The sequence below is a fragment of the Paracoccus alcaliphilus genome, assembly GCF_028553725.1.
Lineage (GTDB): Bacteria > Pseudomonadota > Alphaproteobacteria > Rhodobacterales > Rhodobacteraceae > Paracoccus > Paracoccus alcaliphilus.
This window is the reverse complement of record NZ_CP067124.1, coordinates 810,173-823,469: the sequence shown is the minus strand read 5'-3', so window position 1 is coordinate 823,469 and position 13,297 is coordinate 810,173. Positions and strand designations below refer to the sequence as shown.

13 protein-coding genes are annotated in these 13,297 nt (G+C 59.2%); all 13 read left to right on the top strand.

Translation table 11 applies throughout. From position 1 onward, the window contains the following. The first annotated feature begins 26 nt into the window (after positions 1 to 26). Entirely contained in the window at positions 27 to 971 is a 945-nt protein-coding gene (locus tag JHW40_RS04340; protein ID WP_090613896.1) for an ABC transporter permease, read from the top strand. Continuing rightward, positions 968 to 1,831, top strand: coding sequence for an ABC transporter permease (locus tag JHW40_RS04335; protein WP_090613893.1), 864 nt, complete (start codon positions 968 to 970; stop codon positions 1,829 to 1,831). Before JHW40_RS04340 ends, JHW40_RS04335 begins: the two co-directional genes overlap by 4 nt. Continuing rightward, complete coding sequence (locus JHW40_RS04330; protein ID WP_090613891.1) at positions 1,828 to 3,483, top strand: ABC transporter ATP-binding protein; 1,656 nt, start codon at positions 1,828 to 1,830, stop codon at positions 3,481 to 3,483. The genes JHW40_RS04335 and JHW40_RS04330 overlap by 4 nt, the downstream gene beginning before the upstream one ends. Then, positions 3,480 to 4,337 carry a carbon-nitrogen hydrolase family protein gene (locus tag JHW40_RS04325; RefSeq protein ID WP_090613888.1) on the top strand — a complete coding sequence of 286 codons (858 nt, stop codon included), beginning with the start codon at positions 3,480 to 3,482 and terminating at the stop codon, positions 4,335 to 4,337. The genes JHW40_RS04330 and JHW40_RS04325 overlap by 4 nt, the downstream gene beginning before the upstream one ends. Before the next feature lie 12 nt (positions 4,338 to 4,349). Continuing rightward, positions 4,350 to 4,883, top strand: coding sequence for a carboxymuconolactone decarboxylase family protein (locus JHW40_RS04320; protein ID WP_090613885.1), 534 nt, complete (start codon positions 4,350 to 4,352; stop codon positions 4,881 to 4,883). A 184-nt stretch (positions 4,884 to 5,067) separates the two neighbouring features. After that, positions 5,068 to 5,805, top strand: a complete 738-nt coding sequence (gene glnH / locus JHW40_RS04315; RefSeq protein WP_090613980.1) for a glutamine ABC transporter substrate-binding protein GlnH — start codon at positions 5,068 to 5,070, stop codon at positions 5,803 to 5,805. A gap of 75 nt (positions 5,806 to 5,880) precedes the next feature. Then, the gene (gene glnP / locus JHW40_RS04310) at positions 5,881 to 6,537 is read left to right on the top strand and encodes a glutamine ABC transporter permease GlnP (protein WP_090613882.1); all 657 of its coding nucleotides are present in this window, start codon (positions 5,881 to 5,883) and stop codon (positions 6,535 to 6,537) included. Beyond that, complete coding sequence (glnQ, locus tag JHW40_RS04305; RefSeq protein WP_090613879.1) at positions 6,534 to 7,262, top strand: glutamine ABC transporter ATP-binding protein GlnQ; 729 nt, start codon at positions 6,534 to 6,536, stop codon at positions 7,260 to 7,262. The genes glnP and glnQ overlap by 4 nt, the downstream gene beginning before the upstream one ends. Further along, positions 7,252 to 8,280: a C45 family autoproteolytic acyltransferase/hydrolase gene (locus JHW40_RS04300; protein ID WP_090613876.1), complete on the top strand. Its 1,029-nt coding sequence runs from the start codon at positions 7,252 to 7,254 to the stop codon at positions 8,278 to 8,280. The genes glnQ and JHW40_RS04300 overlap by 11 nt, the downstream gene beginning before the upstream one ends. After that, on the top strand, positions 8,228 to 9,151 hold the full coding sequence (locus JHW40_RS04295) for a MurR/RpiR family transcriptional regulator (protein ID WP_090613873.1): 924 nt from the start codon (positions 8,228 to 8,230) through the stop codon (positions 9,149 to 9,151). Before JHW40_RS04300 ends, JHW40_RS04295 begins: the two co-directional genes overlap by 53 nt. A 1,055-nt stretch (positions 9,152 to 10,206) precedes the next feature. Further along, positions 10,207 to 10,797: an ABC-three component system protein gene (locus JHW40_RS04290; protein WP_090613871.1), complete on the top strand. Its 591-nt coding sequence runs from the start codon at positions 10,207 to 10,209 to the stop codon at positions 10,795 to 10,797. A gap of 46 nt (positions 10,798 to 10,843) precedes the next feature. After that, positions 10,844 to 11,305: an ABC-three component system middle component 5 gene (locus JHW40_RS24125; RefSeq protein ID WP_323032859.1), complete on the top strand. Its 462-nt coding sequence runs from the start codon at positions 10,844 to 10,846 to the stop codon at positions 11,303 to 11,305. Then, positions 11,292 to 13,199: an ATP-binding protein gene (locus JHW40_RS04285; RefSeq protein WP_170851869.1), complete on the top strand. Its 1,908-nt coding sequence runs from the start codon at positions 11,292 to 11,294 to the stop codon at positions 13,197 to 13,199. Before JHW40_RS24125 ends, JHW40_RS04285 begins: the two co-directional genes overlap by 14 nt. The last annotated feature ends 98 nt before the right edge of the window (positions 13,200 to 13,297 follow it).

Sequence of the window (13,297 nt, the reverse complement as noted above, 5' to 3'; positions counted from 1 at the left end):
CCATCCCCTTTTCAACAGAGGATGCCATGGCCTATTATCTGATACGCCGGTTGCTGATGGCGATCCCCGTCATGGGGCTTATCGCGCTGATCGTCTTTCTGCTGTTGCGGCTGACGCCGGGTGATCCGGCGCAGGCCATCGCGGGCGATCAGGCCACCCCTGAACAGATCGCCGCGATCCGCGACAGTCTGGGGCTGGATGCGCCGCTGATGTCGCAATTCGTGACATGGACCGGGAACATGCTGCGCGGCGATTTCGGCTATTCGCTGATCTCGCAGCGACCGGTGCTGGAAATGATCGGCCAGCGGGTCGGGCCGACGCTGGCGCTGGCGACGGTGGCGATGATCCTGACCGTGGTGATCTCGATTCCGCTGGGCATTCTGGCTGCACGCCGGCACGGCCAGCTTCTCGACCGCTTTGTCATGTCGCTCTCCGTCATCGGCTTTTCGGTGCCGATCTTCGTCATTGGCTATGTGCTGATCGGCATCTTCGCCGTTAACCTGAAATGGTTTCCGGTGCAGGGCTACAAGCCGCTGGCCGACGGGCTGTGGCCTTTCCTTCACCGTATCTTCCTGCCCGGGCTGGCACTGTCCTCGATCTATATCGCGCTGGTTTCGCGCATGACCCGGGCCGCAATGCTGGAGGTCCTGCGCGAGGATTATGTCCGGACCGCCCGTGCAAAGGGCCTGTCCGAGCGCGTGGTCCTGTTTCGTCACGCGCTGCGCAATGCCGCCATCCCGATCCTGACGGTTGTGGGGACGGGGTTTGCAATGATGATCTCGGGCGTGGTCGTGACGGAAACGGTGTTCAACGTTCCCGGTCTGGGACGGCTGGTCGTCGATGCGGTGCTGGCGCGGGATTATCCGCTGATTCAGGCGATCATTCTGCTGACCGCAGGCACCTACGTTGTCATCAACCTGCTGATCGACATTTCCTATGCCATGACAGATCCAAGGATCCGCTACCAATGACCGCGCCCGTCACCCCCGCGCTGCCGCGCCGCCGATTGGCCGAGAACCTGCCGCACTGGACCATCATCCTGTCGCTGGTTGTCCTGACCGCCACGGTCGTCATGGCTGTATTCGCGCCGCAGCTCGCCAATTTTTCACCCACGCAGTTGAACGCCGCTGCGCGACTGCAACCAGCCTCTGACATCTATTGGCTGGGCACCGACAGCTTTGGGCGCGACCTGTATTCCCGCGTCATCTACGGGGCGCGGGTGTCGCTGCTGGTCGGCGCAGGCGTTGCGGCAGGGTCGATCCTGATCGGCCTGCCGCTGGGTCTGCTGGCGGGCTGGTTCCGAGGCTTTGATGCCGTCATCATGCGGGTCATGGACGGGATGATGGCGATTCCCGGCATCCTTCTGGCCATCGCCATCGTCGCGCTGACCAAGGCCGGGCTGGTGACGGTGATCATCGCCATCATGCTGCCCGAGATCCCGCAGGTCGTGCGGCTGGTCCGGTCCCGCGTCCTGGCTGCAAAAGCGGAATCCTATGTCGAGGCCGCGCAGCTTCTGGGCACCCCGGCGCCGACGCTGATCATGCGTCATCTCATGCCCGCGACCGTTGCGCCGCTGATCGTGCAGGCGACCTATATTTATGCCTCGGCCATCCTGACGGAAGCCGCGCTCTCCTTTCTGGGCGTCGGCATCGGCACCGAAACTCCCACCTGGGGCAACATCATGGCCGAAGGGCGGCTTTACTTCGCCATGAAGCCCTGGCTGGTCTATTGGCCTGCCATCGTGCTGTCGCTGTGTATCCTGTCGATCAATCTGCTGGGCGACGCGCTGCGCGACCGCCTTGACCCGAAGATGAAGGGAAGAGGCGAATGACCGCCGCACCTGTGCTGTCCATCCGTGACCTGCGCGTTTCCACCACCGGCCGCGCCCCGGCCGAGATCCTCAAGGGCATCGGCTTTGACATCGCGCCGGGCGAGACCGTCTGTCTGGTGGGCGAATCCGGCTCGGGCAAGTCGGTCACATCGCTGGTGACGATGGACCTGTTGCCGCAGGGCGAGTTGCAGGTCACGGGCGGGTCGGTTCTGCTGAACGGCGAGGACATCATGACCGCCACCCCCGCCCGCACCAAGACGCTGCGCGGTGCGGAAATGGCAATGATCTTTCAAGAGCCGATGACGGCACTGAACCCGGTGCTGAAGATCGGGCTGCAGATGGATGAGGTGTATCAGACCCATCGCAAGATGCGGCCCTCGGAACGGCGGCAGGCTGCGCTCGAGATGTTTGCCTCGGTTCATCTGCCCGATCCACCGCGCATTTACGACAGCTATCCGCACCAGCTTTCGGGTGGTCAGCGCCAGCGGGTGATGATCGCGATGGCGCTGGCGCTGAGACCGAAACTGCTGATCGCGGACGAGCCGACAACGGCACTGGACGTGACGACGCAGAAGCAGATCCTGACGTTGATCAGCGAATTGCAGGAACAGCAGGACACGGCCGTTCTGTTCATCACGCATGACATGGGCGTGGTTGCCGATATCGCCGACCGGGTCTGTGTCATGCGCCACGGCGAGATGGTCGAGACCGGAACGGTCGATCAGGTGCTGGCCCACCCGAGCCAGCCCTATACGCAGGCGCTGTTGCGCGCTGTGCCCTCGCTGACCCCGCGCGCGCCGCGCCCCGGCACGGAAGGCCCCGCCGTGATCGAGGTCAGGTCGCTGGAAAAGGTTTTTGAGATCGGCTCGTTGCCCGCGCGGCTTCTTGGTCGCGTACCGCATCGCGTGCAGGCCGTCGATACCGTGAACTTCACGCTGTCGCGTGGCCGCACATTGGGGATCGTCGGCGAAAGCGGGTCCGGCAAGTCCACCGTGGCGCGCTGTGTGCTGCGGCTGGAGGATCCGACTGCGGGCGAAATCCTGATCGACGGGCAGGACATCGCCCGGCTGCACGGTCCGCGCGCGCTGGCCCCGGCGCGGCGACGGGTGCAGATGGTGTTCCAGGATCCGAACCGTTCGCTGAACCCGCGCCTGCGTATCGCCGACAGCATGATCGAGGGACCGCTGAACCTGGGCGAAAGCCGCGCCTCGGCTCTTGAGCGGGCAGGGGAGTTGATCGAGGTCGTCGGTCTGCCGCGTGCCAGCCTGCGACGCTTTCCGCATCAGTTCTCGGGCGGGCAACGACAGCGCATCGCCATCGCGCGGGCGTTGATGATGGATCCCGAGGTCATCGTGGCGGACGAGGCGGTGTCGGCTCTGGACGTGTCGGTTCAGGCTCAGGTGCTGGAGCTTCTGGCCGAGTTGCAGGCCAAGCGCGATCTGGCGATCCTGTTCATCACGCATGATCTGCGTGTCGCCGCCCAGATCTGCGACGATGTGATGGTGATGCGGCGCGGGTCCGTGGTCGAATATGGCCCTGCCGCCGAGGTGCTGGCCCATCCCGGCGACGACTATACCCGTGCGTTGCTTGCCGCAGCGCCCGGCCGCGAATGGGACTTCGCGCATGGTCGGCGACTGGCGGCGCCGGCATGATCGCCGCAAGTCTGGTCCAGATGGATGTGGCGCCGCTTGATCCGGTGGGGAATCTGCGGCGCATCCATCAGCATATCGCTACCGAAGCGGCGTCGGGGGCGCAGCTGATCCTGTTCCCCGAACTGGCGAATACCGGCTATGTCGAGCCACTGGTGCCCGGTGGCCCGATGACGCGGCCAGCGGCGGACTACGCGCTTGCGCTGTGGCAGGCCTGCGCGGCGCCGGACGGCCCCGAAATCGCCGCATTGTCCGAGGCGGCACAGCACCATGGCGTCCATATCGTCATTGGACTGGGGATGCGCGATCCGCTGCGCGACGGGGTCATGCGCAACACCTCACTGCTGATCGAGCCGGGGGGCGTGCTGGGCAGCTATGTAAAGCTGCATCAATGGCAAAACGAAAAGTTGTATTTCACCCGGGGCGACCGGATCGACTGTTTCCCCTTTGGCGACACCCGGCTGGGGATGCAGATCTGCTACGATATCCGCTTCCCCGAGATCACCCGCATCATGGCCATGCAGGGGGCAGGGATCGTGACCTCGGTCTGGGCGTCGTTCGGCGGGCAGGACGTGCCGGTTGCCGACGAGGGCCTGTTCATTCACCGCGCCTATACCCGCGCGACCGAAAACGGGGTGTTCTTTCTCAGTTGCAACCGCAGCGGCAGTCATGGCGGGCAGCGTTTCTTTGGCCGCTCCTGCGCGCTTGCCCCGGATGGCACGGTGCTGGGCGCGCTGGATCACGACGGCGAGGATGTCCTGCGGGTCGGGATCGACCTGTCGCTGATCGCCCGCTATCGCGGCTTCACCGGAATCTGGGCCGATCGCGCGTCCGAGATCTATGCGAAATACCTGTAAACGGAGCCTGAAATGACCTCGCCCTGTCCCCCTATTTCCGACGCCGACTGGCCCGCCGACATTGCCGATCTGCGCGATGGGTTTGCCGGCGCGCTGAACGTCTATCGCACCATGGCGCATCATCCTGCACTGCTGCGGGCCTGGGCTCCGCTGCGGCAGCATGTGGTCAAGGACACGGCCCTTGGCGCGATCAATTCCGAGTTGGTCATCCTTCGGGCAGCGCATCGGATGGGTTCGGCCTATGAATGGGCGCATCACGTTCATCGCGCCCGGATACTGGGCATGGACGACAGCCGCATCCGGGCGATGCGCGGCAACCCTTCAGGCAATGACGGGCTGATTGCGCAGGCGGTCGATCAACTGTTCGACCAGCGCCGGCTCAGCGGGGGGCTTGAACAGGCGCTGGCCGAAACCTTTGGGCGGGAAGCGGTTTACGACCTGATCGCAACGGTCGGCTTCTATTCGGTGCTGGGCTATCTGCTGATGACTTACAGGACACCGATAGATTCGGATGTCGCGGCGGAAATGGCGGATCACCCGCTGTAACAGGTGCAAAGCCTCCGGGCTGTCCAGAGGCTGGGCAGGACGGGCCCGATCTGCACAAATTCCGCACCACGGAGCATCTCACCCCATCTGAGTACGCAAGTTTATTTGCGCGAATTCTATTTTCATGCAAAAATGATTGCATCAATAAAGTTCGATGCAAGCGAACCAGATCAGGGAGATCAGAATGAAAAGATTGATTGCCGCCGCTCTTACGGCATTCACGATGACGGCTGGTGCCGCCGTTGCAGATGACCTTGTCGTCGCAACGGACACCGCTTTCGTCCCGTTCGAGTTCAAGGACGGCGACACCTATGTCGGCTTCGACATCGACATGTGGGACGCCATCGCCAAGGAACTTGGCGTGAGCTATGAACTGCGCCCGATGGATTTCGCCGGCATCATTCCGGCCTTGCAGACCGGGCAGGTCGATTTGGCGCTGGCCGGCATCACCATCAAGCCCGAACGTCAGGAAGCCATCGACTTTTCGGACGGTTATTATGACAGCGGCCTGATGCTGATGGTGCCCGCCGACAGCCAGATCACCGGTCCGGCCGATCTGGCGGGCAAGACGCTGGCGGTCAAGACCGGCACCTCGTCATCGGATTATGCCGAAGAGAATTTCAAGGAAACCACGCTGCGCAAGTTCCCCAACATCGATAACGCCTATCTTGAACTGCGCACCGACGGCGTCGATGCGGCGATGCATGACACGCCGAACGTGCTTTATTACATCAAGGAAGCCGGCAACGGGCAGGTCAAAGCCGTCGGCGATCAGATGATGGGCCACGAATACGGTATCGGTTTCCCGAAAGGCAGCGAACTGACCGAAAAGGTCAACAGCGCGCTTGCCAAGATGAAGGAAGACGGTCGTTACGACGCCATCTACGAAAAATGGTTCGGGACCAAGCCGCCGGCGAAATGATCCGCGCGTGACGTTCTGACAGGGCGCGTGCGACTGGCCCGCGCCCGTTTTTCCCGAGACAACGGAGGATTATCCGTGGAAATTGACTGGTCCGTCGTTCCGGGCATCATGCCGCAACTGCTTGCGGGCGCCAAAATCACCATCTTCATCGCTTTGATCGGTTTGATCGGCGGCACCATCCTTGGCCTGATCGCCGGGCTGATGCGGGCCTATGGCGGCCCCGTCCTGAACGGCATTGCGCTGATCTATGTCGAACTGATCCGCGGCACGCCCATCGTCGTGCAGGTGATGTTTCTGTATTTCGCCATGCCGGTACTGCTGGGCATCCGCATGGACCCGATGAGCGCGGCCTGCCTTGCCATCGTCGTCAATGCCGGTGCCTATATCGCGGAAATCGTGCGCGGCGCATTCCTGTCGATCCCGCGCGGCCTGACCGAGGCCGGGCTGGCGATGGGCCTGCCGCATTGGAAGGTGCTGACCCATATCGTCGGCCCGCTGGCGTTCCGCCGTCTTATCCCGCCATTGGGCAACCAGTTCATCGTCTCGTTGAAGGACACATCGCTGTTCATCGTCATCGGCGTGGGCGAGTTGACGCGGACGGGGCAGGAAATCATGGCCTCGAACTTTCGCGCGGTCGAGATCTGGACCGCCGTCGCGGTGCTGTATCTGCTGATGACCGGAACCCTGTCACTGGCCCTGCGCCTGCTTGAAAAACGCATGAGGATCCTGTGAGCATCATCGAATTCCAGAAGACCTCGAAGCATTTCGGCGATCTGAAGGTGCTGGATCAGGTCGACCTGTCCATCAACGAAGGCGAGGTGGTCGTCCTGATCGGCCCTTCGGGCTCGGGCAAGTCCACCCTGCTGCGCTGCATCAACGGGCTTGAGGAAATCTCGGGCGGCGATCTGATCGTGGACGGCATTTCGGTTAAGGCCGGGGGGCGGCAGTTGCGCCGTATCCGGCAAGAAGCCGGCATGGTGTTTCAGCAGTTTAACCTGTTTCCGCAGATGACAGCCTTGCAGAACGTCGCTTTCGGACCCCGCAAGGTGCGCGGCCTTAGCAAGGCCGAAGCCGAGGCGCAGGCGATGGACCTGCTGGACAAGGTCGGATTGAAGGCGCGGGCGCATCACCTGCCTTCGGCGCTGTCGGGCGGACAGCAGCAGCGCGTGGCGATTGCCCGGGCGCTGGCGATCCGGCCCAAGGTCATGCTCTTTGACGAGCCGACCTCGGCCCTTGATCCCGAACTGAAGCAAGAGGTTCTGTCCGTCATGCGTGCTGTGGCGCAGGAAGGCATGACCATGGTTGTCGTGACGCACGAAATGGGCTTTGCTCGTCAGGTCGGCACGCGGCTGATCTTTATGGAACACGGAAAGATTTCGGTTGATGGCGACCCGCGCGAGATGATCGCCAATCCTCCGAACGACCGGCTGAAGGACTTTCTGCAACATGTCGAATGACATCCTGGCCCGTGATCTGGGCTGGCGGCGCGTGTCTGGCGCGCCGCATGATCTGGGCCTTGCATTGGGTCAGGCCGCCCGCGATGCCGTGAGCCGCCACCTGACCCGCCATCCGCTGTGGGCAGAGGTCACCTCGCATCACCACACGTCCCGTGTCGCCCGGATGGCACAGGCGACTCAGGCGCGCTTTCCCGCGATCTGGGCCGAAATCAAAGGGTTGGCGGCGGGGCTGGACATGCCGCTGATGCAGGTCTTTGCGTGGAACTGCCGGGGCGATCTGCTGGCCTCGGTCCCCGATGGCTGCACCACCGTGATGCTGCCCGGCGAAACTCCGGTGCTGGCCCATAATGAGGACGGCCTGCCGTTTTTTCGCGGGTCCTGCTTCATCGCCGAAGCCGCCCCGCAGGACGGGCCCGGCTTTCACGCCTTCTGCTATCCCGGCTCGATTCCCGGCCATACCTTCGCCTTCAACAGCGCCGGGCTGGCGCAGACCGTCAACAATCTGCGGCTGACGGGCGTCGAGGCGGACATCCCGCGCATGGTTCTTGGCCGCGCGGTGTTGGGCTGCACGACACTGGATCAGGCCATAGCAACCCTTGCCGATGCGCCGTCGGGCGGGTTCCATTTCGCGCTGAGCCATACTGACGACCGCCGTATCCTGTCGGTCGAGTTCGGCGGCGGCGATACCTCTGTTGTGGAAATCACAAAGCCGGCCCTGCACGCCAACCACGCGCTTCATCTGCAAGGCGGGCTGAGGGGGCAGATCATCACCCGGTCCTCGGCGGACCGGCAGCGGCGCGGCAAAGTCATGATCGCTGACGGGGCCGAAGTTCTTGCGATCCTGCGCGACGGCGATCTTTCGGGGCTTCCCATTCGCCGGGACGCATCGGATGATCCGGACGAAGAAAATACCTTGGGCACGGCGGTTCTGACGCTTGCGCGGGGGGCGCTTAGCTGGAGCATTTATGACTGTGCCACTGGAAAGCCCGCCTATCACGGCAGCACCCGACACGCTTGATGGTCTGCGGGCGCTCGCTCTGGAAATCGGGCGCGGCGCCGCGCCGATAACACTTGGCTCGAAAGCTGCGGCAGCATTGTCGCGCCTGATTGAGATGGTGGGCAGCCCGGCGCTGCTGTCGATCACGACCCTTGCCGGTGAACTTGGTGTCAATCCCTCGACCCTCACCCGGCTGGCGCGGTCACTCGGCTATTCGGGCTTTCCGGCCTTGCAGCAGGTGCTGCTTTCGGCTTCCATGGCAGCGCCCGGGGCATTCTATTCGCGGCAGGCGCAGGCCGCGTTGCAGGGCCGCGCCCCGGCGCGCGCCCGCGCGGAACAGCTCTGCCATGAAAATCAGGCCAATATCGCCCGCTTCATCGAAAACTTTGATGAGACGGCTTTCAGTCTGGCCACCAGACTGATTCTGAATGCGCCCCGCGTCACGGTTCACGGGATCCGGCAGTTCCATTCGGTGGCAAGTTTTCTGGTCTATGGCCTGCGCATGATCCGTTCCGACGTGCAGTTGCTGGATGCCAACAATCTTGGCACGGCCGAGGGGCTGGCCCTGCTGGGGGCGGGCGATGTGCTGATTTCGGTCAGTTGCGCGCCCTATTCTTCACAGGTGGTCGATGTCGCGGCCATTGCCGCCGACATCGGTCTGGACGTCATCGCCCTAACGGATCGCGCGGCCTCGCCTCTGGTCGGGCCGTCACGCGCCGCCATTCTGGTCGAACACAAATCAAGCTTTCTGTCCAACAGCATGGGCGCCTTCATGGTCGCGATCGAGTGCCTCATCAACAGTTGCGCCACCGCCCGCCCCGAGGCGGCCCGCAAGGCGCTGAAAGACCGAGACGACATGATCGAGAGGCTAGGGATCGAACGGACAGGGTAGATGGCGTAATCCCTTCCGGCTCTGTCTTTGAAGCAACGCTATTTGGAATGCCTCAGACCCCATCAAAATCCTCGCCTGCTCCTGCGAGGCGGTCTGCCTTGGCGCTGGATGCAATGCGGCAAGATTCCTCGAGGATAGAGGTCCGTCCATCTACGTGTCGTGAAACAAAAGGCAATCGATAAAAAACGCGCTGGTCAAAACCACTGGATTCGTTCAAGATTCTCAGAAGAACAAAGCGAGACTTGATGAAATTTCAAACCCGTATGTGTGGATTGCCACTGAAGTCTTCCTCAAGTGGCCACAAATCTTCCTTTGCGGCAGCAAGGCTGACGTAGTTTGGAAGCGTTACAGGCGATACCCCGCACTACAGAAAATTTCCTGAGCCAGCGGTCTACTGTCCTTCCGGCTTCAATTCGCGAGCCAGGGGCATGGGAAGAAGCGATCAGAGGCTCTCGAATGCGGAAGCAGATCGAGCGAAGTTCATCGCAGCTTCGCAGAAAAGGGCTGGTCGGCGCGGCAGCAAGCAATCCCTCGAGTCGCCGGACAGTTTCGGCCCAGAGCGGCCAGTCGCTCCCTGATTGATGCTGCCATGCAGCTTCCTGAGAGCAGACGTCTGTGCTCGGCGCAGCGACATAGTCGGGTCGCCTCCGCATCGACCGTCGAGCAAACACCGCAACACCGGGCAGATGCCACAGTCAGGTGCGTTGTGCGGGAATGTGTCCGCACTATGCAGCACCCGCCAAAGCGGTGATGCCATCATCGCTCAACCATCGCTTGCCACGTCTAAACAAGACAATCTTTCATTGACGGACTAAAACATTTCAGCAATTTAGAGCAAGCACCTAGTCAGTGCGGAACCAGACATGGCGAGTTGGGGGAAAAGTGGACAACTGGTCGAATTACGTCGATGTAGTCAGCGGCGCCCTTGGTTTCCTCTTGGGGTGCGGCCTGACGCTTACGGTTCAGAAGTTTCGCCAAGGCCGAAACTCTAGCTACTCGGATCAACGCAACTCAAGGGTCGGTGGCGATCAAGCCGGCCGCGATATCCACAAGTCGTGAGCTTTCTAGGTACGAAAACTAACCTCAGCCAATCCAACGTCGGCGGCGACCAAGCCGGCGGAAGCATCGATAAGTCGACTACAATATACAATCAGATCGATGGCGTGAAGCCGTCGCAAATCACCAGGCTTTTGAGGCTTCTTGCGCATCAGATTTTGCAAGACGAATCCATGATTGGATTTGTAGAAGACCTCCAATTCTTCATTGATAATAGAGACGGCGAGACAATCATAGGCCTCGAAAATAAGTTGTTGGCCGGTGGGCGCAGCGACACTTATACTGATGCCAAGAGAAAAAAAGAGTTCTTTGCGAAGCTGCTTCTACGATATGAGCGCTTCTCGAGTGCGCAGCAGCTATTCGCCTACATCATGGCTGCGATACATGAAACTTTCGAAAGTAAAATCATTCCGTTTGCGGAGGTACTTTCAAGGAAAGAGATTGATGACCTCGTTGACGCAGAGATCATCGAGAAGATTATGATTGAGTTTGGCGAAGGATCGGATCACCTAACTCTGAACAAAACACACCTCAAAGGTATGATCTACTGGCTCGCGGACAAGTGCTATGTGAGGTGGCATTGTGATTAACATCACTTACCTACCCGCGAACGATCCATTTCACGCGGTTTTCCGCATGTTGGTGCTATTTCCAAATGAGGCATCTGTTGGCTGCCGGAAGGACACCGCTCGGATCTTAGACTTTTACATTTGTTTTCCTTCATTAATATCCGAATTCCGGTGTCCAAGAGATCTCATCAAGAAGCACAACGCACTCAAGCGACGCTATCTACCGAATTCGTATCAGGTTACACCCAGACCTGCAGTGATGTTTCGGCGCATGAACGCCGCCCAAAATGCGGCGGCCAGCAGCCTCCATTCGTATGGCTTCTTCGATCACAAAGCATTCATGGATGGCTTCATAGCTAGAACATCGAAGAGTCTTCCTGGAAGGCTGCATGAGGCGGTAGAAAGCCATCGGCAAGATAACTCGGAACTTATCGAGTTTCTAGATCACCTGAAGACATGGACTCTTTTCGGCTCCGATGGGCTCCGTGCACGAAGCAAGCTTGAGGAATATCGCTATGACGATGTTTAAACCCAATCTTCGAGTTGAGCGCCTTCAGGTTACTGCGCGGGGCGCAGTGGTCTACGATGAGCAATTCCACACAGGTTTGAATATCATTCGTGGAGAGAACAGCTCTGGCAAGTCTACTATCATGGACTTCATCTTTTACGGACTCGGCGGCGATCTCAACAATTGGCGCGAAAGCGCGATCCGTTGTGATACTGTTTTCTTGCAAGTCGCTCTCAATGGCGGGACAGCAACTTTTTCACGAGAAGTTAGTGACCAGCCAAGTAGGCCGATGAGAATTTTCCTGGGCACCATAGACGAGGCAGTCGGCGCACGCTTAGAGGAATGGCAGGTTTATCCGTATTCGAGAGGTGCGAAGGATAGCTTCTCTCAAGTGATCTTCCGGTTTCTTGGATTGCCGGAAGTTCAGTATGCGGAGACCGACACCAAGATTACCATCAACCAAGTTCTAAGGCTTCTGTACGCTGACCAGCTTAGCCCTGTGGAGAAGCTATTCAGGCCGCAAAGATTTGATGACGCTATCACCCGCCAGACAGTAGGGGAACTGCTTTGCGGTGCATTCAGCTCAAAGTTTTACAATGCCCAGATACGCTTGGGCCTGGCGAATAAAGAGTTCGATCTCGCAGATGCTCAGATGAAGGCTCTCATCAGGGCCCACGGCACTGATGGAAACCCGCTCACACTTGAATGGTTTACTGCTGAGACGGCAAAATACAACGCGCAACTTGAATCGACTAATGATCAAATATCCGAATTGGAGGAAAAAATATTTCATGCCCAGTTCGAAGATCGCTTGAGCTTAAACGATCAAGAGGAAACGTATAAGCGCATCGTTCAACTGCAAGCAACCATTGCTCGATTGCAGGAAGAAATAGATAGCCTCGAGCTAGAGAGGGCGGATTCTCTCCAGTTCATTGCTGCTATCGACGAGAAGCTGATCCAGCTTAATCAGTCAGATGCAGTAATCGATGAGCTGAAGACACTCGAATACGAATTCTGCCCAGCCTGCCTGGCTCCAATCGACAATCACGATGTAGAAGGAGCATGCGGCCTATGTAAAATGGCATATGACCCTAGAGAGACCAAAGCTCGCTCGTTAAAATTCATCAATGAATTTTCTCGACAACGCAAAGAGTCATTAGACCTCCAGAACGATCGCGCCTCTGAGATTGAGCTACTTCGCGAGCAACTGGCGACCTCCAAGTCCCTTTGGGAGCAAGCGTCGAGGCATTATCAGATCGCGGTCAGATCTCCGACGACAGAACTGCGGCTGAAGCTTCGTGAGCTCAATCGATCCGCAGGCTATCTAATAAGAAAGATCGAAGACCTCGCGAGCAAGGCAGGGGTAATCGAACAAATGGCTGGGCTTTCCAAAACCACAGAGAACCTCCGAATAGAGATTGACGGGCTTCGCGCCACCATCGATGCTGAGCGGAAGAGGAATTCTACGCAAGTGTCCAAGGCGAAGACGGCCATCGCGGACCTCGTAGTTAAGTTCCTTAAGTGGGATCTTGCGCGACAGAGCACGTTCGAAAACGCTGAAACTGTGACCTTCGAGTTCGATGCTGATCGCATAGCCGTCAACGGCGATAGCTTCTTCTCTGCCAGCTCTATGGTGTATCTCAAGAACAGTTTTCTAGCTGCATTTTGCTTTGCAGCCACACAGGATAGATCTTTCAATCACCCGCGGTTCCTCCTTATGGATACTGTTGAGGACAAAGGAATGGAGCCTTTGCGCAGCCAAAATTTTCAGAAACTCCTTTTCAAAATGTCCCAGAGCGCAGCCTCCGAAAATCAGGTCATCATTGCTACCTCCATGATCGCACCCGAGCTAAATGTCCCTGATATTACCGTGGGAGAGTTCTACACACATGACAGACGTACTTTGGCTTTCTAAGGTGGTTTCAACTTGAAGAAACCCGTCAACCTGAGCAATGGAATGTCTTTCCCACAAGTGAGCATTGCTCAAAGCTTTTTCCGAGAGATTTTGAGGTC

Coding starts and splice junctions, on each gene's coding strand:
- JHW40_RS04340 (WP_090613896.1), top strand. CDS start 27: ATGGCCTATTATCTGATACGCCGGTTGCTGATGGCGATCCCCGTCATG.
- JHW40_RS04335 (WP_090613893.1), top strand. CDS start 968: ATGACCGCGCCCGTCACCCCCGCGCTGCCGCGCCGCCGATTGGCCGAG.
- JHW40_RS04330 (WP_090613891.1), top strand. CDS start 1,828: ATGACCGCCGCACCTGTGCTGTCCATCCGTGACCTGCGCGTTTCCACC.
- JHW40_RS04325 (WP_090613888.1), top strand. CDS start 3,480: ATGATCGCCGCAAGTCTGGTCCAGATGGATGTGGCGCCGCTTGATCCG.
- JHW40_RS04320 (WP_090613885.1), top strand. CDS start 4,350: ATGACCTCGCCCTGTCCCCCTATTTCCGACGCCGACTGGCCCGCCGAC.
- glnH (WP_090613980.1), top strand. CDS start 5,068: ATGAAAAGATTGATTGCCGCCGCTCTTACGGCATTCACGATGACGGCT.
- JHW40_RS04300 (WP_090613876.1), top strand. CDS start 7,252: ATGTCGAATGACATCCTGGCCCGTGATCTGGGCTGGCGGCGCGTGTCT.
- JHW40_RS04295 (WP_090613873.1), top strand. CDS start 8,228: ATGACTGTGCCACTGGAAAGCCCGCCTATCACGGCAGCACCCGACACG.
- JHW40_RS24125 (WP_323032859.1), top strand. CDS start 10,844: ATGTTGGTGCTATTTCCAAATGAGGCATCTGTTGGCTGCCGGAAGGAC.
- JHW40_RS04285 (WP_170851869.1), top strand. CDS start 11,292: ATGACGATGTTTAAACCCAATCTTCGAGTTGAGCGCCTTCAGGTTACT.